This window comes from Bacillus sp. AK124, assembly GCF_053903085.1.
Window position 1 is genome coordinate 1298721 of the sequence record NZ_CP096378.1, and the last position, 22250, is coordinate 1320970.

Genomic DNA, 22250 nt, shown 5'->3' on the forward strand with positions numbered 1-22250 from the left:
TAGAGGGAGTGGGGCAGGCATGAGCAATTCAAGCATCATCGTTGTCGGCGGAGGACTTGCGGGTCTGATGGCGACCATTAAAGCTGCGGAAGCAGGAACAAATGTAAAACTATTTTCGATCGTTCCCGTTAAGCGCTCACATTCCGTATGTGCGCAGGGCGGAATCAACGGAGCGGTCAATACAAAAGGTGAAGGCGACTCCCCTTGGGAGCATTTTGACGATACCGTTTACGGAGGCGACTTTCTGGCCAACCAGCCGCCGGTCAAAGCGATGTGTGATGCGGCGCCGTCGATTATTCATTTGCTTGACCGCATGGGCGTCATGTTTAACAGAACACCTGAAGGGCTGCTTGACTTCCGGCGCTTCGGGGGAACTCAGCATCACAGAACGGCATATGCGGGGGCGACGACCGGACAGCAGCTCTTGTACGCGCTGGATGAGCAGGTTCGCCGCTTTGAAGTAGAAGGGCTTGTTTCGAAATATGAAGGCTGGGAGTTTCTCGGAGCCGTTCTTGATGATGACAATGCGTGCCGGGGCATCGTCGCCCAAAATCTGACGACGATGGAAATCGAGTCGTTCCGTTCAGACGCAGTCATCATGGCGACCGGGGGACCGGGCATCATCTTTGGAAAATCGACGAACTCGATGATCAATACCGGATCAGCCGCTTCGATCGTTTACCAGCAGGGCGCTTACTATGCGAACGGAGAATTCATCCAGATCCACCCGACCGCCATTCCGGGAGACGACAAGCTCCGTCTGATGAGCGAATCGGCGCGCGGTGAAGGCGGACGAGTCTGGACGTATAAAGACGGCAAGCCTTGGTATTTCCTCGAAGAGAAATATCCGGCATACGGAAACCTTGTGCCGCGGGATATTGCGACGCGTGAAATATTTGATGTATGCGTCAGACAAAAGCTCGGCATCAACGGCGAAAACATGGTATATCTCGATCTTTCCCACAAAGATCCGAAGGAATTGGACATCAAGTTGGGCGGAATCATTGAAATCTATGAAAAATTCATGGGTGACGATCCGCGCAAGCTGCCGATGAAGATTTTCCCTGCAGTCCACTACTCAATGGGCGGACTCTGGGTCGACTACAATCAGATGACCAACATTCCAGGACTGTTTGCCGCAGGGGAATGCGATTATTCAATGCACGGCGGAAACCGCCTGGGCGCGAACTCGCTCTTGTCAGCCATTTACGGCGGCATGGTGGCAGGTCCGAAAGCCGTTGAATATATTCAAGGTCTTGAAACATCCGCAGAAGATCTGTCTTCTTCCGTTTTCGACAGCTGCGTCAAAAAGGAAGAAGAAAAGTGGGCTGACATTATGAAAATGGACGGCAATGAAAATGCATATGTCCTTCATAAAGAGCTCGGCGAATGGATGACAGATAACGTGACGGTTGTGCGCCACAATGACAAGCTGCTGAAAACGGATGAAAAAATCCAAGAGCTTGCCGAGCGCTACCAAAACATCAATATCAACGATACGGCAAAATGGAGCAACCAGGGCGCCGTATTCACACGCCAGCTGCACAACATGCTGCAATTGGCACGGGTGATCACGCTCGGGGCATACAACCGGAATGAGAGCCGCGGCGCCCATTATAAACCGGATTTCCCTGAACGTAATGACGAGGAATGGCTGAAAACAACAATGGCGAAACATGCAGGCGATTTTGAAGCCCCGAAATTCCATTATGAGGATGTCGATGTTTCATTAATCGCACCGCGTAAACGGGATTACTCGAAGAAAAAGGTGGCGAAATCATGAGTGAAAATAAGACAATCAAGTTTATCATCACTCGTCAGGATACATCGGATTCTAGTCCTTACCAGGAAGAGTTTGAAATTCCATACCGTCCGAATATGAACGTCATTTCCGCTTTGATGGAAATCAGAAGGAACCCGGTTAATACGAAAGGGGAAAAAACGTCGCCGATTGCGTGGGATATGAACTGTCTTGAGGAAGTGTGCGGCGCTTGCTCGATGGTGATCAACGGCAAGCCGAGACAGTCCTGTACAGCCCTGATCGACCAGCTTGAGCAGCCGATCCGCCTTGAACCGATGAAAACATTCCCGGTTGTCCGCGACCTTCAAGTGGACCGGAGCCGCATGTTTGATTCATTGAAGAAAGTCAAAGCATGGGTGCCGATCGACGGCACATATGACCTCGGACCGGGACCGAGAATGCCGGAAAGAAGACGGCAGTGGGCGTATGAGCTGTCAAAATGCATGACTTGCGGCGTATGTCTTGAAGCTTGTCCAAACGTGAACGATAAAACAAACTTTATGGGGCCTGCACCGCTCTCGCAAGTCCGCTTATTCAATAGCCATCCGACAGGAGCGATGAACAAATCGGAACGGCTTGAAGCGATTATGGGAGACGGCGGACTGGCCGAATGCGGAAATTCGCAAAACTGCGTGCAGTCATGTCCGAAAGGCATCCCGCTCACAACCTCAATCGCTGCATTAAACAGGGATACGACCGTTCAGGCGTTTAAAAACTTCTTCGGAAGCGACAACACGGAATAACACGAAAAAATGCACCTCTTCAAGCCGAAGAGGTGTTTTTATGACCAAAGGGGATGAAAAACAATGAAGCTGCCGGGATATATTGAAGAACCGTTTGACACATGGTGTCAGTCATTTTCTTTTTTTGATGAAGTATCCGTCCGTTTTTCAGAAACGGACATGTTCGGTCATATGAACAATGTCACACCGTTTGTCTATTTCGAGGAAGCGAGGATTTCCTATTTCAAGCACCTGGGCGTCATGGACCGCCTTTCAGACGGGAAGAGCGCGGCCATTCCCGTCGTGGCGAGCCAGCAATGCGATTATTTTCAGCAGGTCATGCTTCATGAACATTTGAAAATCGGCGTCAAAACAGCATCTGTCGGCAACGCTTCCCTCACCCTCCACTATGCGGCGAAAAATGGGGAAGGTGACCTTTGCTTTACAGGGGTGGCGGTTATGGTGCAAATTGCGAAAGATACGGGTAAACCGGTGAAATGGACAGATGAACAAAAAGCAAAACTGCTTGGCAATCACTCATTTCCTGAGAAATAATTGACAGGGAGAAGAAAATGAAAAAAGCGATGATCATCGGCGCGAGTTCCGGAATTGGCAAGGCGCTTGCCAAGCAGCTGTCAGCCGCAGGAGTGGAGGTCGGTCTTGCTGCAAGAAGGTATGAACTGCTAGCCAAATTGCGCGACGACCTCCCTGGACCTTCATACATTAAAAAGATCGATACAGCCGACAGCGAACGCTCGCCTATACTGTTGAAAGAACTGCTTGATGAGATGAATTGGGCAGATGCAGTCTTCATCTGTTCAGGTGTTGGATATTTGGAAAGCGAAATGGATTGGAGCAAAGAAAAGGAAACGATCGATGTCAATATGACAGGATTTGTGTCCTGCTCGAACGTGTTGATGGAGCATTTTATCAAAAATGGGAAAGGGCATTTAGTCGGCATTTCATCCATTGCCGCGCTGAGAGGAAACGGAGGGGCCGTCACCTACGCCGCTTCAAAAGCATTCGTTTCTAATTACTTAAAAGGGCTCCGTCAAAAAGTGAAAAAACTTGGGTATGATGAAATCGTGGTCACCGAAATTCAGCCGGGCTTTGTGGACACGGCTCTTGCAAAAGGTGATCACCTGTTTTGGACGGCTTCGCCCGAAAAAGCGGCTGCACAAATCATCAGTGCTGTGCAGAAAAAGAAAACGCACGCATATATTACGAAAAGATGGCGGCTGATCGCCTGGATTTTAAAATGTCTTCCTTAGAAGTTCAGCCCTGAAACGATGCCTGTGTCATGATCTGAAAAATAGGTGTTTGAGGGAACCCTTTTCTCCGTCAGAAACGTCACCGACCTTGCGTATGTTTCATATGATATCACGACTATATCGAAACCCATTCGTTTCAGATCAGCTCTCACCTTAGCAAGGAGGGTTACAATACTTGAAGGAGAAAGAGTTTCAATCAAAGCCGCTGCTAACAAAAAGAGAAAGAGAAGTGTTCGAATTGCTCGTTCAAGACAAGACAACAAAGGAAATCGCAAGCGAGCTCTTTATAAGTGAAAAGACTGTACGTAATCACATTTCCAATGCGATGCAAAAATTGGGAGTGAAAGGCCGTTCGCAAGCTGTTGTTGAACTTCTTCGAATGGGTGAGCTAGAGCTCTAAATTGAGCCGGTGTTCCTTCTTGTAACAAGAAGGGAACCGGTTATTTGTTTTGAGGTGCAATTTGTATATTCATGTTGAAGTCTTGCAATTTGTGTAGAAAAGAAGGAAAATAGACTCAAGTGTTTTGAAAACAAAACAACGAGTCGAGCGAGGTAGAGAAAATGAATTCGAATGCTTCTTTGAATCACATAGCGGATATTGAAAAATCACTCCGCCATATTGCGGGCATCATCAAACAAAAAGGAAGAGAAATTCTCACCCAATATACGATTACCCCTCCCCAGTTTGTCGGTCTTCAATGGCTGTATGAATACGGGGATATGACGATCGGCGAGTTATCACAAAAGATGTACTTGGCGTGCAGCACCACGACGGATTTAATTGACCGAATGGAGAAAAACAACCTCGTTGAACGGGTGAAAGATCCGTCCGACAGGCGCGTAGTCCGCATTCATCTTCTCTCGGAAGGAGAGCGGATCATCCAGGAGGTCATTCAAAAAAGGCAGGACTATTTGGAAGACATGTTAGAGGCGTTTTCCGAGGAAGAAACAGCCGCATTTGAAAAATTATTAATTAAACTTCAGCAGGAAATGAACAGAAAATGAGGCGATTTTGTTGGATCAACCGATAGGAGTCATCGATTCGGGAGTCGGCGGTTTAACCGTTGCAAAAGAAATCATGAGGCAGCTGCCGAAAGAAAAAATTATATATCTTGGAGATACGAAAAGGTGTCCGTACGGACCCCGGGACAGAAAAGAAGTCCTGTCATATACATGGGAAATGACAAATTATTTGTTATCCCGCCACCATATTAAAATGCTCGTGATCGCCTGCAATACAGCGACGGCCATCGCACTTGAAGAAATCAGCAGAGAAGTCGCGATCCCGGTCATCGGCGTTGTGCAGCCCGGAGCCAGAACCGCGATTAAAGTGACGGAGAACCAGCGAATCGGCGTGATCGGAACAGAAAACACGATCAAAAGCGGCGCATATGAAGAAGCGCTTCTTTCGCTGAACGGAGATTTAACGGTAGAAAATCTGGCTTGCCCGATGTTTGTCCCGTTTGTGGAAAGCGGTAAATTTTTGGATGAGACGGCTGATGAAATCGTCAGGTCGTCACTGCACCCGCTCAGGGATTCATCAATCGATACACTGATTCTCGGATGCACGCATTATCCGATTTTAAAAGAGCCGATTCAGCGCTATATGGGAGAGCGCGTCAACATCATTTCCTCCGGAGATGAAACGGCCAGGGAAGTCAGCACGATCTTGTCATACAATAGTTTATTAAGCAAAACGGGTGAACCGCCGGAACACTTGTTTTTAACAACCGGGGAGCGCGCCCGCTTCACAAAAATTGCAAATGATTGGTTTGGATACGAAGTGAAAAATGTGGAAAGCATTTCTCTTCAGGAAACCGCTATAAAATAAAGCTGCCGCACAAGCAAACGGCAGCTTTTTTCATGAGCCTTTTCTTTAAAAGAAAAGGTTTTTTGTATTCAGAGGGATTTTTTTAAAAAGCGGTCTAATTCAAAAACGGGCTCGTATACATAATAGTACAAACTGCCTTAGGAGGGAAAAGTATGCTGAAAAAAGGAATGAAAGGAATCGCGGTTTCGGTTACGGCCTCCGCGCTGCTTCTTTCCGGGTGCGGAATATTTCAGTCAGATCAAGCCTCAGAGGAGATAGATCCGCCGCAGGACATCACATATGTAAAAGAGGAGAAGGAGCAAGACAAAACAGACAAAACCAAAGATAAAACAGAAGACAAAGGCAGCAAAACGACAAGCGACGATAAAGCGGCTCAAACGAGCGATACGGTCATGAGAGAGCTTTATCTCATTGATAAGAACGGCTATGTGACAGCGCAGACGCTGCCGCTGCCAAAGCAGGAAGGTACGGCTAAACAAGCGCTTGAATACCTCGTTGAAGGCGGCCCTGTTTCAAACATCATGCCAAACGGATTCAGAGCCGTGCTGCCGGCGGATACAGCGGTCAATGTTGATATTAAAGAAGACGGAACAGCGATCGCTGACTTTTCAAATGAATTTAAAAACTATAAAGCAGAAGACGAGCAAAAAATCGTACAGGCGATTACATGGACGTTAACGCAGTTTAACTCGATTGATAAAGTGAAGATCCGCATGAACGGCCATGATTTGAAAGAAATGCCTGTTAACGGCACGCCGATTTCAGAAGATCTCAGCCGCGAGGACGGCATCAACCTCGATACGGCGGGTGTGACCGATATAACAGCGACACAGCCGGTCACCGTCTATTATTTGGCTGAATCGGACAAAGGCACATACTATGTTCCTGTAACGAAACGGACGTCTGCAAAAGAAAAAGACCAGGTGACGGCGGCGATTAAAGAGCTGACGGAAGGACCGGGCAATAAAAGCGGCCTGCTTTCCGATTTCCAGGGCGATGTCAAGCTTGAAAACGAGCCGAAGATTGAAGACGGCCATGTGACTCTCGACTTTAACGAAGCGATCTACGGGAGCGCCGACGGCGAGAAGAAAGTGATATCGGATGAAGTGTTAAATAGTATTGTGCTGACATTAACCGAACTGCCTGATGTGAAAAGTGTGTCGGTTACTGTGAACGGAAAATCCGAGCTCGTCAATGAAAAAGGAGAAAAGCTTTCCAAGCCGGTTTCAAGACCGAGCAAGGTGAACACAGGTAGTTTTTAAGCAGAGATTTTTGATATACTATAAAAAAAGAGGTAAGCGATTAAAGCTGCCTCTTTCTTTATTCAGCTTTTTGGAAGAGCAGAATGATTGTGAAAGGTTTATGTACATACAATCGGAGGTAAAAAATGAGATACGATGGAAGAGAAAACAATGAACTGCGCCCTGTCACAATGGACCTCGACTTCATTACGCATCCCGAGGGATCGGTCCTGATCACAGTCGGCGGGACAAAGGTGATATGCAACGCGTCTGTGGAAGACCGCGTACCGCCCTTTTTGAGAGGAGAAGGGAAGGGCTGGATCACCGCGGAATACAGCATGCTGCCGCGGGCCACGAACCAAAGGACGATCAGGGAATCGTCAAAAGGGAAAATCTCCGGGCGGACGATGGAAATTCAGCGGCTGATCGGACGAGCTTTGCGGGCGGTCGTTGATTTGGAAAAGCTCGGTGAGCGGACGATCTGGATCGACTGCGACGTCATTCAGGCTGACGGAGGCACGAGAACCGCGTCGATCACCGGAGCATTTACGGCCATGGCGCTTGCCGTCGGAAGACTTGTCGAAAAAGGCACGCTGAAGGCGATGCCGATCACTGACTTTTTGGCTGCCACTTCAGTGGGAATCGATAAGGAAAAAGGATTAATCCTTGATTTGAACTACCAGGAAGATTCTGCGGCAGAGGTGGATATGAACGTCGTCATGACAGGAGAAGGCCGCTTTGTCGAACTTCAGGGAACAGGAGAGGAAGCGACATTCTCAAGAAGTGAATTGGACGGGCTTTTAGAACTGGCTGAAAAAGGGATCGCCGAACTCATCGAAAAGCAGAAAGAAGTGCTCGGCGACGTTGCATCAGCCATTCAACAATAACATGAGAAAGGCTTGATACACGATGAAAGAAGTCATCATTGCCACGAAAAACGAAGGAAAAGTCAGGGAATTCAAAGCGATGCTCGAACCGAGAGGCTACGATGTCAAATCTCTACTGGACATCGGCTATACGCCCGAAATCGAAGAAACCGGGCAGACGTTTGAAGAAAACGCGGTGATTAAAGCGGAAACGATTTCGAAAGAAACCGGTAAAATCGTAATTGCCGATGACTCAGGCCTGTCTGTCGACTACCTCGGCGGCAGCCCCGGCGTATACTCGGCCCGCTATGCAGGAGAAGAGAAAAACGATCTCGCCAACCTGAAAAAGCTATTGAAAGAGCTTGAAGGGGTGGAAAAAGAAGACCGCTCCGCGAGGTTCAGATGCGCGCTCGCATTATGCATTCCAGGACAGGAAACGAAAACGGTCGAAGGTTCTGTGGAAGGATACATTACCGAAGAACCGCGCGGCACAAACGGCTTCGGCTACGACCCGGTTTTTCTCGTCAAAGACAAAGATCAAACGATGGCCGAGCTCTCAAGCGGCGAAAAGAACAAAATCAGCCACAGAGCGGAAGCACTGAAAAAACTGTCCGCTCTCTTGGACCAAGCGTAAAGGAGGAGGGCCGATCATGAAGGTTCTGATTGTCAGTGACAGCCACGGCCTTGAAGACGAACTGGAAATGATCGCTGAGCGGCACGGGAAGGAAACAGATCTCATGATCCATTGCGGGGATTCCGAATTGGATCCTTCCCATCCCGCGCTTTCCTCTTACTTAACGGTAAAAGGAAACTGCGATTTTTACGGGGAGTTTAAAGACGAAGTTGTCGTTCCCGTCGGATCAAAAAAGCTTTTTTTCACACACGGGCATTTATACGGCATTAAACAGTCGCTTTTAAATGTATACTACCGCGCTGAAGAACTCGGCGCCGATATCATCTGTTTCGGCCATTCCCACATCGCGGGAAGCGAACTGATGGACGGAAAACTGCTGATCAACCCCGGCAGCATCCGCCTTCCGCGGGTGCGGAAAGAAAAAACTTATGCTATACTGAACATTGACAAAGACAATGCAACGGTCCGCTTTTACGACTTGGACGGCCGGGAAGTCGAAAGCCTGACGAACCATGTCCAACTGCCAGCACATTCATGAGGAAGAATTTTTTTCTTCCTCGTGAAGAAAAAAATTCTAAAAAGTTGTTGACTTTATGTCCCGATCCGCATATAATAAATCTTGTCGCTGATAGTTAAAGCGAAACAAAACAACATCATGTCCCAGTAGCTCAGCAGGATAGAGCAACGGCCTTCTAAGCCGTCGGTCGGGAGTTCGAATCTCTCCTGGGACGTCTCTGGAAAAAGCCTCAAACTTCTTGGTATACAAGGGTTTGAGGCTTTTTTATTTGATGGGAACTTCTGCTCTATTTTTGGTTTGAAAATATGTTTTGGGAGCGGATTTAAAACTCCATTATTTATTGGATATCCTATTAAAATATACACTCCATTTTTTTATTTATAACAACTTCTGAGGTACCTAATCCTCTTTCTATACTTCTTCCAAGAACATCTCCATTTGTATCTTGAGGTGAGAGTAGTTCTCTGAATGGCCTTTTTCTTCAAATAACAACACCCTAAAAATTCCCTTTCATCATTTCGAACAAAATGAAAAAGATAAAGGGTGTGATCAATTTTAAGGAGGATGTTGTCATGACAAAACAACAGCAAAACCAGCAGCAAAAACAAAAGCAACAAAAACAAAAGCATGAGCAGCTGCTCGGAGTGAACATCACGGATACCGAACTTGCTCAGGAATTCGGAAATATCCAGCAGCAGCTTGCCCAGCTGGAGCAAACTGTTAATCAAATGGGGTCACAGCAGCAGGGCCAAAGCGGCCAGCAGAGCTCTCAATTGAGCCAGGGAATCAATCAGCTGAAGCAGCAAATTCAGCAATTCAGCTCCCAATCTCAGCAGCAAATGCAGCAGACGGATCAGCAAATTCAGCAAAGCATTCAGCAGGCTGTTCAGCAGCTGAATCAGGCTCTTCAAGGAATCCAGACAAACCAGGCCATGAACCAAATGAGCCAGGCACTTCAGCAGGCGCAGCAATCATTTAACCAGCAAGGACAGCAAGGTCAACAGGGTCAGCAAAACCAACAAAACCAGCAGCACAATCAAAATTTCCAGCAGCCCCTCCAATAAAAAAGCTTAAAAGAGCCGTTTAGCACGGCTCTTTTTTATATCGGTCATTCCTCGTTTTGATCCTTTTCGTCATGGGTTGGATGCGCCCCGGGGTACTGTCGCGGCATTCCTTGGTGGAGGTTTCGGAATTCATATGTGAAATTGCTGTAGTACTGCTGACCTTCCTTCCATGGCGTGTTTTTGTTTTCAACAGGCTTGTCTTTGCCCTGGGCAGCTCCATACGCTCCTTCAGGAAATTCTTCTGCCGTTAAAAAGTTTCTTTGTGTTTCAACGTTTGACAGTTCTTTTTTGTCGTCCATCAGATCACCCCTGTTTTAGTTTTATTGTTGCCATGAAAAAGAAGAGCTATGTGTTTTCGTTTTGTGCAGTAGGATTCATTTTAAGAACGGGAGAAGATGCTCATTTTCTGCCGAGAGTACAACGGGCAAATGCGCCGATCGCAACGAAAAGCACAGAAAAAACCTTTCGGATGTTATGGTATTTTATGGTTTATTGGTTCTTTTCTCCTCAGCATTTAAGAATGGTTCTTCTATCTTAATACCCGTCTATTCTCGCTTTTTGTTATACATCTCAATTCAGCAATGGTTTAATCTGTTTTTCAGATTGATGTAAATGGGGCATTGGTTGTAAAATTTACCATGTAGAAAATCTTACAACGTTCGTTCTGCTTTTATTTTAGAAAGGGAGCTGAAGAAAGATGCATACGCTAGAAAAAATGGAGCAAACAAATTTTCAGACGGCGAGAGATTATGTGACAAAAGCATACGAGACAGTGCGGCAGCGAAATCTTCACGAAAGCGAATTTCTTCAAGCTGTAAAAGAAATTTTCGATTCCCTCGTCCCTGTATTGGCAAGACATCCAAAGTATATCGAACACCGCATTCTTGAAAGGATTGCAGAGCCTGAACGGATGATCACCTTCAGGGTGCCGTGGGTCGATGATGAAGGCAATATCCAGGTTAACAGGGGGTACCGGGTTCAATTTAGCAGCGCAATTGGTCCGTATAAAGGCGGCATCCGTTTTCATCCTTCTGTAAATGCGAGCATTATTAAATTTTTAGGCTTCGAACAAATTTTTAAAAATTCTTTGACCGGCCAACCGATCGGCGGCGGAAAAGGCGGGGCTGATTTTGATCCGAAGGGCAAGTCTGACAGGGAGATCATGAGTTTTACGCAAAGCTTCATGAATGAACTGTACAGACATATTGGACCGGACACAGATATCCCTGCCGGTGATATTGGTGTCGGAGCTAGGGAAGTCGGGTTTATGTTCGGACAGTATAAAAAAATTCGGGGCCGCTATGATGCAGGTGTGTTAACAGGCAAAGGCCTTGAATACGGGGGCAGTTTGACGAGGAAAGAAGCGACAGGGTACGGTCTGGTTTATTTCGTAGAAGAAATGCTGAAGGATCAGGGGCTGCGTTTTGAAAACAGCACCGTTGTCGTCTCCGGTTCAGGCAATGTGGCGCTGTATGCGATGGAAAAAGCCGCTCAATTCGGCGCAAAAGTAGTGGCCTGCAGTGATTCTGATGGCTATGTCTATGATGAAAAAGGCATCAGCCTTGAGACGGTGAAGCGGCTTAAAGAAAGCGGGAACGGAAGGATTCGCGAGTATGTCAGCGAGCATCCGGAAGCACACTATTTCGAAGGATGCTCCGGCATTTGGTCTATTCCGTGCGATATCGCGCTTCCGTGCGCGACTCAGAACGAAATTGACGAAGAAGCGGCCGGAGTGCTCATTTCAAATGGGGTCAAAGCCGTCGGAGAAGGGGCGAATATGCCGTCTGAAGAGGGCGCCGTCAAACGCTTTTTGGATGCGGGGGTTCTTTTCGGGCCGGCTAAGGCTGCAAATGCCGGCGGTGTGGCCGTTTCAGCGCTCGAAATGGCGCAGAACAGCGCACGGCTCCACTGGACGGCGGAAGAAACGGATGAGAAGCTTAGAACGATCATGAGCGATATTTACAAGAGAAGCGTTGAAGCGGCTTCAGAATACGGACGTCCCGGCAATCTGCTTGACGGCTGCAATATAGCCGGATTTATTAAAGTGGCGGATGCGATGATCGCTCAGGGAGTCGTTTAACCGTAAAAAGAGAGAGCAAAATGCTCTCTCTTTTTTGTGCTTTGTTAATCTTCTCTGAATCCACCGGTAAAGCCGTGCACAGCGGGAACGGAAATTCCCGGATAGCTGATGCCGAATCCGAGAGTCGGAGTTGTGAACACTCCGCCGTACGGATAATAGGTATAGGGCCCGTGTGCTGAAGGATTATAGACATAAGTAGTCGGATAACCGAAGTATCCCGGGTATTGGCGCACGCGGGGATCAGAGTATGGAGGAAAGGTGCGGTACATCATATTCACCCGTTTCTATTTGGATTAACAGCAGTTTATGTAAAAAATCGTAAAATGGAGTCTGTACACAAATGTGGTAAAAAATCTAACCTTCCGGGATGAAATTTTAAAAAGTTGTCAGTCATAAAATCTAACAAAACTGTATAAAACACCAGTTTTTTTATGTAATCTTTATAGATTGCATAAAAAATTTCAAATTGTTTTTCAATTTTGCATTTCCTTTTATATCAATCATGTAAGCGTATACAAGTAGATTGATTAATCGAAATTGTCTAATAATTTTAAAAAATACGGTTGACACTGCATGTAAAGGGGCGTAATATGAGTTCAAACAAAAGAACAAATCACTTGAAAACTTTTCATCTTTCCCGGGAATGACAGCGGGAAAACGGGTTCCCGCATCATCGATTTTTAACCGTTTAAAGCGTTCATTTACAACAGAAAGGTGTGCTAGAGGGATGGGGGACCAGAAAGACCAGTGGATCTTCCTAAACGACAAACTCGTTAAAAAAGAAGACGCTAAAATATCAGTCTATGATCACGGATTTTTATACGGGGACGGCGTGTTTGAAGGGATCAGGGTATACGACGGCAACATCTTCAGAATGAAAGAGCACATGGACCGCCTCTACGATTCTGCGAGATCGATCATGCTGGAGATTCCATATCAGCAGGAAGAACTGACACAGCACGTTCTCAAAACAGTCGAAAAAAACGGGCTTAAAGACGCTTACATCCGCTTGGTCGTTTCAAGAGGAGCAGGTGACCTCGGACTCGATCCAAACAATTGTTCACACCCGAGTGTCATTATAATTGTCGAACCATTGGCAATATTCCCGAAACACTTATATGAAACGGGAATTGACATCGTTACGGTTCCAACAAGAAGAAACAGACCTGATGTGCTGAGCCCTAAAGTGAAATCGCTGAACTATTTAAACAATATTCTTGTCCGGATCGAGGCGCACATGGCGGGCGTGACAGAAGCGCTCATGCTCAATGATCAAGGCTATGTCGCCGAAGGTTCTGCGGATAACGTATTTATTTATAAAAGCGGAAAGCTTTTGACGCCTCCGGGCTATATCGGAGCGCTTGAAGGAATCACCCGGAATGCCATCATCGAAATAGCGCAGGAGCTCGGCTATGAAGTGAAGGAAGAGCCGTTTACCCGCCATGACGTATACACAGCCGACGAAGTGTTTTTAACCGGAACGGCTGCAGAAGTCATCGCGGTCGTTAAAGTTGACGGCCGCAAGATCGGGGACGGCAAACCGGGAGTCCACACAAACCGGATGCTTGAAAAGTTCCGCGAGCGCGTCGTCCGTGAAGGGATAAAAGTCAGCCTCGAAGATCAAAGCTTAAGTGTCAGTTGAATAAAGACAAACGTTGAAGAGGATAAGTAACAGCGGAAACGCCGCCTGCAGAGAGCCGGGATTGCTGGAAACCGGTGACGGCCTCCGCTTGTGAACTCCCCTCTGAGTGTCAGCCTGAACGACTTCCAAGTTTAGTAAGGCTGGCCGGGTGAACGTCACGAAGGTTCACTCGTTATTAAACCGGATAAGCGATTATCCATAAGGCGGCTTTCGAAAGCCGCGAACAAGGGTGGTACCGCGGAAAGAAAAGCCTTTTCGCCCCTTTGGCCTGCAAGGTGTGCAGCGTCAACAGTGGGCGGGAAGGCTTTTTTTAGCTGCAAAAGCAGATTGGAAACATGCTTTGCGGCATATATACATGAATTATTTTTAAAAAAACCACGTGAATGAACAGTGATGATGATCACTTGATAAGGAGGAAGAAAAATGGGGACGAATGTACAGTTGGATGCTGAAAATGCCCAATGTACACAAACAATGGCAGGGGCGTCAATGCTGATTGAGGCTTTAAAAAAGGAAAATGTCGAAGTGATCTACGGGTATCCCGGCGGTGCGGTCCTGTCGATTTATGACAAACTCTACGGATCGGGGATGTTTCATGTACTGACGCGCCATGAACAAGGCGCTATCCACGCAGCCGAAGGATATGCGAGGATTTCGGGGAAACCGGGTGTCGTCATCGCCACATCCGGTCCGGGAGCGACCAACCTTGTAACGGGTCTGGCCGACGCGATGATCGATTCATTGCCTCTCGTCGTATTCACCGGTCAGGTTGCGACCTCGGTTATCGGATCTGACGCATTTCAAGAAGCTGATGTCATCGGAATTACGATGCCGATTACAAAGCACAGCTACCAGGTTCGCCATGCAGAAGATCTGCCGAGAATTATTAAAGAAGCATTTCATATCGCAACAACAGGAAGACCGGGCCCCGTTTTAATCGATATTCCTAAAGACATCGCCGTTGTAGAAGGAGAATTCCGCTACGACCATGAGATTCACCTTCCTGGCTATCAGCCGACGAAGGAACCGAATTATCTGCAGATCAGAAAGCTTGTGGAAGCGGTCAGTGCAGCGAAAAAGCCGGTAATTTTAGCGGGCGCGGGCGTCTTGCACGGGAAAGCGTCAGAAGAATTAAAAAATTATGTCGAACAGCAGCAAATTCCGGTGGCGCATACGCTGTTAGGCTTGGGAGGATTTCCAGCCGACCATCCGCTTTTCCTCGGGATGGCCGGAATGCACGGAACGTATGCGGCCAACATGGCTCTGTATGAAAGCGATCTGTTAATCAGCATCGGTGCGAGATTCGATGATCGGGTCACAGGAAACTTGAAGCATTTTGCAAAATATGCGAAAGTCGCTCACATTGACATCGATCCGGCTGAAATCGGCAAAATCGTTCATACGCACATTCCGGTTGTCGGCGACAGCAAGCTTGTACTGACAGAGCTGATCAAGCAAAACGGCAAACCGAGCGCTTCCGATGAATGGAAAAAGCAGCTTGCTGACTGGAAAAACGAATATCCGCTCTGGTATGAAGAGAATGAAGCAGAGGGATTCAAACCGCAGAAGCTGATCGAATATATCCACCGCTATACAAAAGGCGAAGCTATTTTAACGACGGACGTCGGACAGCATCAAATGTGGGCCGCGCAATTTTATCAGTTCCAAAAAGCCGACAGGTGGGTCACTTCCGGCGGGCTCGGCACGATGGGCTTCGGGCTTCCGGCGGCAATCGGGGCACAGCTTGCGGATAAGGATGCGACGGTTGTATCGATACTCGGCGACGGAGGATTCCAGATGACACTGCAGGAGCTGTCCGTCATTCGCGATCTGAACCTTCCGATCAAAGTCGTGGTCTTAAACAACCGCTGCCTCGGAATGGTCCGGCAATGGCAGGAGATCTTTTACGATGAGCGCTATTCACACTCCAAGTTCGCATCACAGCCTGATTTTATCAAGCTGTCTGAAGCATACGGCATCAAAGGTGTCCGAATCACATCTGAAAAAGAAGCGGAAGAAAAGCTGGAAGCGGCGCTAACGTCGAATGAACCGGTGGTCATCGATGTTCAGGTTGCACAAGCTGAAAAAGTATTTCCAATGGTTGCGCCTGGAAAAGGGCTGCACGAAATGGTGGGGGTGAAACCTTGAAAAGAATCATCACGCTGACGGTTTTGAATCAAAGCGGCGTCTTAAACAGAATTACAGGGTTGTTTACAAAACGGCATTACAACATTGAAAGCATTACCGTCGGCCACACCGAAACAGCGGGGATTTCCAGGATCACGTTTGTCGTGCATGTGGCAGATGAAAAAGAAACGGAACAGCTGACAAAACAATTAAACAAACAGATTGATGTACTGAAAGTCACGGATATTACAAATCAATCGATCGTCCAAAGAGAGCTGGCATTAATCAGGGTGGTTTCCCCTCCGTCGAGCAGGGCGGAAATAAACGGCGTCATTGAACCGTTTCGGGCGACTGTCGTCGATGTCGCAAAAGACAGCGTCGTGATTCAAGTGACGGGGGAATCAAGCAAGATCGAAGCCCTGATCGAACTGTTGAAACCATACGGGATTAAAGAGGTTGCCAGAACAGGCACCACGGCCTTTGCGAGGGGAACCCAGCAAAAGCCGTCCTCTATTAAAACAATATCTATTGTATAAAACATAAAAAGGGAGAGATTGAAATGGTAAAAGTATATTATAACGGTGATATCAAAGAAAACGTATTGGCAGGCAAAAAAGTAGCGGTAATCGGATACGGCTCTCAAGGCCATGCGCACGCACTGAACCTGAAAGAAAGCGGAGTGGACGTCATTGTCGGCGTCAGAAAAGGGAAATCCTTTGCTAAAGCAGAGGAAGACGGCCATCAAGTTTTCACGGTAAGAGAAGCGGCAGAACAGGCCGACATCGTTATGGTGCTTCTTCCGGATGAACAGCAGCAAAAAGTGTATGAAGCGGAAATTAAAGACGGACTTCAAGCGGGCAATTCACTCGTATTCGCCCACGGATTCAACGTTCATTTCCATCAGATCGTGCCTCCGGCAGATGTTGACGTATTCCTTGTCGCTCCTAAAGGACCGGGACATCTTGTCAGAAGAACGTTTGAACAAGGTGCAGGGGTTCCGGCGCTGTTTGCGATCTATCAGGATGTCACAGGGGAAGCGAAAGACAAAGCCCTTGCTTATGCTAAAGCGATCGGCGGAGCAAGAGCCGGTGTTCTTGAAACAACATTTAAAGAAGAAACTGAAACCGATCTTTTCGGTGAACAGGCGGTGCTGTGCGGAGGATTGACTTCCCTTGTCAAAGCAGGATTCGAAACGCTGACAGAAGCGGGCTATCAGCCTGAACTCGCATACTTCGAGTGTCTGCACGAGCTGAAGCTCATCGTCGACTTGATGTATGAAGAAGGTTTAGCAGGCATGAGATATTCGATTTCAGACACAGCGCAGTGGGGAGATTTCGTATCAGGCCCGCGCGTCGTCGATGAGAAGGTAAAAGCATCAATGAAAGAAGTATTGAAAGACATCCAAAACGGTACATTCGCGAAAGAATGGATCGTCGAAAACCAAGTCAACCGTCCGCGTTTCAACGCCATCAATACAAGCGAAAACGAACACGAAATCGAAGTGGTCGGAAGAAAGCTTCGCGAAATGATGCCGTTTGTCAAGCAGGGCAAGAAGAAGGAAGCGGTGGTAGCCGGTGCGAAAAATTAACTTTTTTGATACGACACTCCGTGACGGTGAGCAGTCGCCGGGCGTTAATTTAAACACGCAGGAGAAGCTGGCGATCGCCCAGCAGCTTGAAAAACTCGGGGTCAACATTATGGAAGCGGGTTTCCCCGCTTCATCCCCCGGGGATTTCAACGCAGTAAAAGAAATCGCAAGGACGATTAAAAACTGTTCGGTAACGGGGCTTGCCCGCTCTGTCAAAGGAGATATCGATTCGGCGTGGGAAGCGCTCAAAGACGGGGCTGAACCAAGGCTTCACATTTTTATCGCCACTTCTGACATCCATTTAAAATATAAGCTGAAAAAAACGCGCGAACAGGTTCTGGAACAGGCGGTCGCAATGGTGAAATACGCCAAAGAACGCTTCCCGATCGTCCAGTGGTCTGCCGAAGATGCGTGCCGGACCGACCTTCCGTTTTTAGCCGAGATCGTCAGCGAAGTGATCGCCGCGGGAGCGGACGTCGTCAATCTTCCGGATACGGTCGGTTATTTAGCGCCAGCCGAGTACGGAAATATCTTCCGCTATATTAAAGAAAATGCCCGCAATGCTGACAAAGTCACGCTTTCAGCCCATTGCCACGATGATTTAGGCATGGCTGTCGCCAACTCTTTGGCTGCGATTGAAAACGGAGCGGATCAAGTCGAATCGGTCATCAACGGCATAGGCGAAAGAGCGGGGAACGCCTCTCTTGAAGAAATCGCCGTCGCCCTCTATCTCCGAAAAGATTTCTACCAGGCGGAATCAACGATTCAGCTGAATGAGATTAAGCGGACAAGTGATTTAGTGAGCAAACTGACCGGCATGGCCGTGCCGCGGAACAAAGCGGTCGTCGGCGATAATGCCTTTGCCCACGAATCAGGCATTCACCAGGACGGCTTCTTAAAAGAAAAAACAACATATGAAATTATTTCTCCGGAGCTTGTCGGCGTAAAAACGGATGCGCTTGTCCTCGGAAAGCATTCAGGGCGCCACGCATTTAAAGATAAGCTGCAAAACCTCGGGTTCCAGTTTGGAGAAGAAGAAATCAATAAATTTTTTAACATCTTTAAAGAACTTACCGGCAAGAAAAAGGAATTTACGGATGAAGATCTCATCTCGCTGATTCTCGAGGAGAAAACGGCAGACCGCAAAATCGGCTATGAATTTATTTCGCTGCAGGTTCATTACGGCACCTCGCAGGTTCCGACAGCAACGGTTTCCCTTAAAGATCAGGAAACGGATCAGATCATCCAGGAAGCGGCGACCGGAGCGGGAAGTGTTGAAGCGGTGTACAACACGCTGAAGCGCTGTATGGATAAAGAAGTCCAGCTCCTTGATTACCGGATTCAATCCAATCGCAAGGGACAGGATGCATTCGCGCAAGTATACGTCAGGGTGATGATCGACGGAAAAGAATCCGGAGGACGCGGAGTCGCCCAGGATGTTCTCGAAGCATCTGCCAAAGCTTACTTGAACGCAGTGAACCGCTATCTCGTATTGAAGACGAATACGGAAGGATTGTCAAAACAGGCGGCTGTAGGATCATAACAGTAATAAGGAAGGAGTTTGTTGAATTTGAAAAAACGAATCGCACTTTTGCCCGGTGACGGAATTGGTCCCGAAGTATTAGACGCGGCTGTTGATGTGCTGAAAAGCGTTGCTGAACATTATCAGCATGAATTCGAATTTGAATACGGCCTGATCGGCGGAGCGGCAATTGATGAGGCGGGAGCGCCGCTTCCCGAGGAAACTGTCGCCGCCTGCAAAGCTGCGGACGCCATTTTGCTCGGAGCAGTAGGCGGGCCGAAATGGGATCAAAATCCTTCTGAGCTGAGGCCTGAAAAAGGGTTGCTCGCCATCCGCAAGCAGCTCGATCTTTTTGCCAATCTGCGGCCTGTTAAAGTATTTGAAAGCCTTGCGGGAGCTTCTCCGTTAAAAGCTGAATATATCGAAGGTGTTGACTTTGTCATCGTTCGCGAGCTGACGGGCGGCCTGTATTTCGGAAAGCCTAGCGAGCAGTACGTCAATCAGAACGGCGAGGAAGAAGCCGTTGACACGCTGTTTTATAAAAAGTCGGAAATGGAAAGAGTCATCAGGGAGGCCTTCCAAATGGCGCAGAGACGAAAAGGCAAAGTGACCTCAGTTGATAAAGCGAACGTCCTTGAGTCAAGCAAACTATGGCGCAAGACGGCGGAAGAAGTAGCGAAAGAGTTTCCTGACGTCAAGCTTGAGCACATGCTCGTCGACAATGCAGCGATGCAGCTTATTTATACGCCTGGACAGTTTGACATTATCGTGACTGAAAACATGTTCGGCGATATTTTAAGCGATGAAGCATCGATGCTGACCGGGTCGCTCGGCATGCTGCCGTCGGCAAGCTTATCAAGCTCCGGACTTCATCTATATGAACCTGTGCACGGCTCGGCCCCTGATATCGCGGGACAGAACATAGCCAATCCGCTTGCGGCGATCTTGTCCGCGGCTATGATGCTCAGGACGTCATTCGGTCTTGAAGCTGAAGCGAAAGCTGTTGAACACGCAGTTGATCAAGTTCTCCGGGCAGGTAAGCGGACGAAGGACCTGGCAAAAGGATCGGAACATTCCACGACTCAATCGATTACAGGGGAAGTAAAAGCTGCGCTGGCAGACGACAATGCCATTTCAAACATCATGACCGCTTACGTTTAAGGAAAATGGATATTGGTAGAGGGAGGAAGAAAGATGATGCCTCGAACGATCATCGAAAAAATTTGGGATCAACACGTGATTAAAAAAGGTGAAGGGAAGCCTGACCTTCTCTATATCGATCTGCATCTGATACACGAGGTAACGTCACCCCAGGCCTTTGAAGGCCTAAGGCAAAAGAATAGAAAAGTCAGACGGCCTCAAAATACGTTTGCCACAATGGACCACAACATTCCGACTGTCAATCGGTTTGAGATTAAAGATGATGTCGCCAAACGGCAGGTCAGTGCGCTCGAACGGAATTGCGAAGAATTCGGCATCCGCCTCGCAGACTTGTCAAGCGTCGACCAGGGGATCGTCCATGTCATCGGGCCTGAACTGGGGCTGACGCTGCCGGGCAAAACGATCGTTTGCGGAGACAGTCATACATCTACACACGGAGCGTTTGGTGCGCTCGCTTTCGGAATCGGAACGAGCGAGGTGGAGCACGTCTTGTCGACGCAGACGCTTTGGCAGCAAAAACCGAAGACGCTGGAAATCCGCGTTGACGGCAAACTGCAAAAAGGAGTGACGGCTAAAGACGTCATTCTGGCGGTCATCGGAAAATACGGGGTTAAATTCGGTGCGGGTTATGTCATTGAATATACCGGCGAAGTATTCCGAAACATGTCGATGGACGAACGGATGACGGTGTGCAACATGTCAATCGAAGCTGGGGCAAGAGCAGGATTGATTGCACCGGATGAAACAACATTTGAATATGTCAAAACGAAAAAATATGCGCCAAAAGGCGAAGAGTTTGAGAAAGCTGTAGAAGAGTGGAAGAATCTGAGAACCGATCCGGGGGCGGTCTACGACCGGACGATCGTGATGGACGGAAGCGCGATTTCACCGATGGTGACGTGGGGCATCAACCCTGGCATGGTGCTGCCGGTTGATGAAGCGATTCCGGGCCCTGAGGCCTTCTCTCAGGAAGACGATAAAAAAGAAGCGCAGCGCGCATATGAATATATGGGTCTTGAACCATATAAAAAAATCGAGGACATTACAATCGAGCACGTCTTTATCGGTTCATGCACCAACTCGCGCATGACAGATCTTCGCCAGGCTGCTGAAATGATAAAAGGCCAAAAAGTCGCCGACGGCGTCAGAGCGATCGTCGTTCCCGGCTCGCAAAGCGTCAAAATTCAAGCTGAAAATGAAGGGCTTCACCAGATTTTCATCGAAGCGGGTTTTGAATGGAGAGAATCGGGATGCAGCATGTGTTTGAGCATGAACAACGATGTTGTCCCTGAAGGAGAGCGCTGTGCTTCCACTTCCAACCGCAATTTTGAAGGCAGACAGGGCAAAGGGGCCAGGACGCATCTCGTCAGCCCGGCGATGGCCGCGATGGCCGCGATTCACGGACGCTTTGTCGATGTCAGAAAATATTACCAAGAGACAACAGCTGTATAGAGGAGTGACAAGATGGAGCCATTAAAGACCCATACCGGAATAGCAGCGGTGCTAAACAGAATCAACGTAGACACGGACCAGATCATTCCGAAGCAATTTTTAAAGAGGATCGAAAGAACGGGATACGGCCGCTTTGCTTTCTTTGACTGGAGGTATTTGGATAACGGCGATCCAAACCCTGATTTTGAGCTGAACCGGCCGGAATACAAAGGCGCTTCGATTTTAATCGCCGGCGAAAACTTCGGCTGCGGCTCTTCAAGGGAACACGCCCCATGGGCGCTAGACGACTACGGATTTAAAATCATTATCGCGCCGTCTTTTGCCGATATCTTTCACCAGAACTGTTTCAAAAACGGCATGCTGCCGATCCGCCTTCCTTACGAGACGTGGAAAGTGCTTGCTGAACAGTATGAACATCAGTCTTTGCTGATGACTGTCGATCTTGAAAAACAGACGATAACAGACCACGCCGGGCAGCAGATTGCCTTTGAGGTCGATCCGCATTGGAAAGAGATGCTGCTGAACGGGTACGATGAAATTTCTTTAACATTGCTCCTTGAAGAAGAAATCGAACAATTTGAGAAACAGAGAAGTTCTTGGCTGCAAGCATAAAAAAGCTGTCCGATGTAGATCGGAGGCTTTTTTTGCTGAAGGCAGCATACTGCCGCCGGTTCTTTCTTGTGTTTAGCGGGCCGGGTTGATACACTTGTTAAAAAATAAGTGCCTGAAAG

23 protein-coding genes, 1 tRNA gene and 1 other annotated feature are annotated in these 22250 nt (G+C 48.0%); of the genes, 22 read left to right on the forward strand and 2 right to left on the reverse strand.

Translation table 11 applies throughout. The features are described 5' to 3' along the window. Positions 1–19 precede the first annotated feature (19 nt). The 13 genes from sdhA to M1E06_RS06585 all read left to right on the forward strand — a co-directional run bounded on the left by sdhA (position 20) and on the right by M1E06_RS06585 (position 9947). Positions 20–1783: a succinate dehydrogenase flavoprotein subunit gene (gene sdhA / locus M1E06_RS06525; RefSeq protein ID WP_020452492.1), complete on the forward strand. Its 1764-nt coding sequence runs from the start codon at positions 20–22 to the stop codon at positions 1781–1783. After that, positions 1780–2544, forward strand: coding sequence for a succinate dehydrogenase iron-sulfur subunit (gene sdhB / locus M1E06_RS06530; protein ID WP_020452491.1), 765 nt, complete (start codon positions 1780–1782; stop codon positions 2542–2544). The genes sdhA and sdhB overlap by 4 nt, the downstream gene beginning before the upstream one ends. 63 nt (positions 2545–2607) lie before the next feature. After that, entirely contained in the window at positions 2608–3078 is a 471-nt protein-coding gene (locus M1E06_RS06535; RefSeq protein ID WP_023855446.1) for an acyl-CoA thioesterase, read from the forward strand. Positions 3079–3095: 17 nt separating this feature from the next. Further along, positions 3096–3794 carry an SDR family NAD(P)-dependent oxidoreductase gene (locus M1E06_RS06540; RefSeq protein ID WP_026579118.1) on the forward strand — a complete coding sequence of 233 codons (699 nt, stop codon included), beginning with the start codon at positions 3096–3098 and terminating at the stop codon, positions 3792–3794. A gap of 175 nt (positions 3795–3969) precedes the next feature. Then, on the forward strand, positions 3970–4194 hold the full coding sequence (gene gerE / locus M1E06_RS06545; RefSeq protein ID WP_003184172.1) for a spore germination transcription factor GerE: 225 nt from the start codon (positions 3970–3972) through the stop codon (positions 4192–4194). Between the two features lie 161 nt (positions 4195–4355). Next, on the forward strand, positions 4356–4799 hold the full coding sequence (locus tag M1E06_RS06550; RefSeq protein ID WP_003184148.1) for a MarR family winged helix-turn-helix transcriptional regulator: 444 nt from the start codon (positions 4356–4358) through the stop codon (positions 4797–4799). A 7-nt stretch (positions 4800–4806) separates the two neighbouring features. After that, positions 4807–5625, forward strand: coding sequence for a glutamate racemase (gene racE, locus M1E06_RS06555; RefSeq protein ID WP_096748267.1), 819 nt, complete (start codon positions 4807–4809; stop codon positions 5623–5625). Between the two features lie 152 nt (positions 5626–5777). After that, entirely contained in the window at positions 5778–6887 is a 1110-nt protein-coding gene (locus M1E06_RS06560; RefSeq protein WP_039072902.1) for a GerMN domain-containing protein, read from the forward strand. A 125-nt stretch (positions 6888–7012) separates the two neighbouring features. Continuing rightward, entirely contained in the window at positions 7013–7753 is a 741-nt protein-coding gene (gene rph, locus M1E06_RS06565; RefSeq protein WP_020452486.1) for a ribonuclease PH, read from the forward strand. 22 nt (positions 7754–7775) lie between these two features. Next, positions 7776–8366, forward strand: coding sequence for an XTP/dITP diphosphatase (locus tag M1E06_RS06570; protein WP_020452485.1), 591 nt, complete (start codon positions 7776–7778; stop codon positions 8364–8366). Positions 8367–8382: 16 nt separating this feature from the next. Continuing rightward, positions 8383–8904, forward strand: a complete 522-nt coding sequence (locus M1E06_RS06575) for a YfcE family phosphodiesterase (protein ID WP_025811025.1) — start codon at positions 8383–8385, stop codon at positions 8902–8904. Positions 8905–9023: 119 nt separating this feature from the next. Then, a tRNA-Arg gene (locus tag M1E06_RS06580) sits at positions 9024–9097 on the forward strand. A gap of 358 nt (positions 9098–9455) precedes the next feature. Further along, positions 9456–9947, forward strand: coding sequence for a hypothetical protein (locus M1E06_RS06585; protein ID WP_031304790.1), 492 nt, complete (start codon positions 9456–9458; stop codon positions 9945–9947). A 44-nt stretch (positions 9948–9991) separates the two neighbouring features. Here the strand turns inward: M1E06_RS06585 and M1E06_RS06590 are convergent, their stop codons facing one another. Then, a complete protein-coding gene (locus M1E06_RS06590) occupies positions 9992–10246 on the reverse strand; it encodes a hypothetical protein (protein WP_020452482.1) in 255 nt (84 codons plus the stop codon). Between the two features lie 398 nt (positions 10247–10644). Between M1E06_RS06590 and gdhA the strand changes: the two genes are divergently transcribed. After that, positions 10645–12027, forward strand: a complete 1383-nt coding sequence (gene gdhA / locus M1E06_RS06595) for an NADP-specific glutamate dehydrogenase (RefSeq protein WP_080131465.1) — start codon at positions 10645–10647, stop codon at positions 12025–12027. Between the two features lie 44 nt (positions 12028–12071). Here gdhA and M1E06_RS06600 read toward each other — a convergent pair whose 3' ends face one another. After that, positions 12072–12299: a hypothetical protein gene (locus M1E06_RS06600; protein ID WP_228119622.1), complete on the reverse strand. Its 228-nt coding sequence runs from the start codon at positions 12297–12299 to the stop codon at positions 12072–12074. A gap of 455 nt (positions 12300–12754) precedes the next feature. Between M1E06_RS06600 and ilvE the strand changes: the two genes are divergently transcribed. The 8 genes from ilvE (at position 12755) to leuD (ending at position 22131) form a co-directional block, all read left to right on the forward strand. Beyond that, positions 12755–13669, forward strand: coding sequence for a branched-chain-amino-acid transaminase (gene ilvE, locus M1E06_RS06605; protein WP_023855438.1), 915 nt, complete (start codon positions 12755–12757; stop codon positions 13667–13669). A 4-nt stretch (positions 13670–13673) separates the two neighbouring features. Beyond that, positions 13674–13935, forward strand: a binding site (T-box leader). A 157-nt stretch (positions 13936–14092) separates the two neighbouring features. Then, entirely contained in the window at positions 14093–15817 is a 1725-nt protein-coding gene (gene ilvB / locus M1E06_RS06610; RefSeq protein WP_079289276.1) for an acetolactate synthase large subunit, read from the forward strand. After that, entirely contained in the window at positions 15814–16332 is a 519-nt protein-coding gene (gene ilvN / locus M1E06_RS06615; protein WP_020452477.1) for an acetolactate synthase small subunit, read from the forward strand. The genes ilvB and ilvN overlap by 4 nt, the downstream gene beginning before the upstream one ends. A gap of 23 nt (positions 16333–16355) precedes the next feature. Continuing rightward, entirely contained in the window at positions 16356–17384 is a 1029-nt protein-coding gene (gene ilvC / locus M1E06_RS06620; protein WP_020452476.1) for a ketol-acid reductoisomerase, read from the forward strand. Beyond that, positions 17371–18927, forward strand: a complete 1557-nt coding sequence (locus M1E06_RS06625) for a 2-isopropylmalate synthase (protein ID WP_026579125.1) — start codon at positions 17371–17373, stop codon at positions 18925–18927. Before ilvC ends, M1E06_RS06625 begins: the two co-directional genes overlap by 14 nt. A 27-nt stretch (positions 18928–18954) precedes the next feature. Further along, positions 18955–20067 (forward strand): 3-isopropylmalate dehydrogenase, encoded by a 1113-nt coding sequence (gene leuB, locus M1E06_RS06630; protein ID WP_035339329.1) that lies wholly within the window; start codon positions 18955–18957, stop codon positions 20065–20067. A 33-nt stretch (positions 20068–20100) separates the two neighbouring features. Further along, entirely contained in the window at positions 20101–21519 is a 1419-nt protein-coding gene (gene leuC / locus M1E06_RS06635; RefSeq protein WP_020452473.1) for a 3-isopropylmalate dehydratase large subunit, read from the forward strand. A 12-nt stretch (positions 21520–21531) separates the two neighbouring features. Beyond that, the gene (gene leuD, locus M1E06_RS06640; protein ID WP_035338217.1) at positions 21532–22131 is read left to right on the forward strand and encodes a 3-isopropylmalate dehydratase small subunit; all 600 of its coding nucleotides are present in this window, start codon (positions 21532–21534) and stop codon (positions 22129–22131) included. The last annotated feature ends 119 nt before the right edge of the window (positions 22132–22250 follow it).

Coding starts and splice junctions, on each gene's coding strand:
- sdhA (WP_020452492.1), top strand. CDS start 20: ATGAGCAATTCAAGCATCATCGTTGTCGGCGGAGGACTTGCGGGTCTG.
- sdhB (WP_020452491.1), top strand. CDS start 1,780: ATGAGTGAAAATAAGACAATCAAGTTTATCATCACTCGTCAGGATACA.
- M1E06_RS06535 (WP_023855446.1), top strand. CDS start 2,608: ATGAAGCTGCCGGGATATATTGAAGAACCGTTTGACACATGGTGTCAG.
- M1E06_RS06540 (WP_026579118.1), top strand. CDS start 3,096: ATGAAAAAAGCGATGATCATCGGCGCGAGTTCCGGAATTGGCAAGGCG.
- M1E06_RS06550 (WP_003184148.1), top strand. CDS start 4,356: ATGAATTCGAATGCTTCTTTGAATCACATAGCGGATATTGAAAAATCA.
- M1E06_RS06560 (WP_039072902.1), top strand. CDS start 5,778: ATGCTGAAAAAAGGAATGAAAGGAATCGCGGTTTCGGTTACGGCCTCC.
- rph (WP_020452486.1), top strand. CDS start 7,013: ATGAGATACGATGGAAGAGAAAACAATGAACTGCGCCCTGTCACAATG.
- M1E06_RS06570 (WP_020452485.1), top strand. CDS start 7,776: ATGAAAGAAGTCATCATTGCCACGAAAAACGAAGGAAAAGTCAGGGAA.
- M1E06_RS06575 (WP_025811025.1), top strand. CDS start 8,383: ATGAAGGTTCTGATTGTCAGTGACAGCCACGGCCTTGAAGACGAACTG.
- M1E06_RS06585 (WP_031304790.1), top strand. CDS start 9,456: ATGACAAAACAACAGCAAAACCAGCAGCAAAAACAAAAGCAACAAAAA.
- M1E06_RS06590 (WP_020452482.1), bottom strand. CDS start 10,246: ATGGACGACAAAAAAGAACTGTCAAACGTTGAAACACAAAGAAACTTT.
- gdhA (WP_080131465.1), top strand. CDS start 10,645: ATGCATACGCTAGAAAAAATGGAGCAAACAAATTTTCAGACGGCGAGA.
- M1E06_RS06600 (WP_228119622.1), bottom strand. CDS start 12,299: ATGATGTACCGCACCTTTCCTCCATACTCTGATCCCCGCGTGCGCCAA.
- ilvE (WP_023855438.1), top strand. CDS start 12,755: ATGGGGGACCAGAAAGACCAGTGGATCTTCCTAAACGACAAACTCGTT.
- ilvB (WP_079289276.1), top strand. CDS start 14,093: ATGGGGACGAATGTACAGTTGGATGCTGAAAATGCCCAATGTACACAA.
- ilvC (WP_020452476.1), top strand. CDS start 16,356: ATGGTAAAAGTATATTATAACGGTGATATCAAAGAAAACGTATTGGCA.
- leuC (WP_020452473.1), top strand. CDS start 20,101: ATGATGCCTCGAACGATCATCGAAAAAATTTGGGATCAACACGTGATT.
- leuD (WP_035338217.1), top strand. CDS start 21,532: ATGGAGCCATTAAAGACCCATACCGGAATAGCAGCGGTGCTAAACAGA.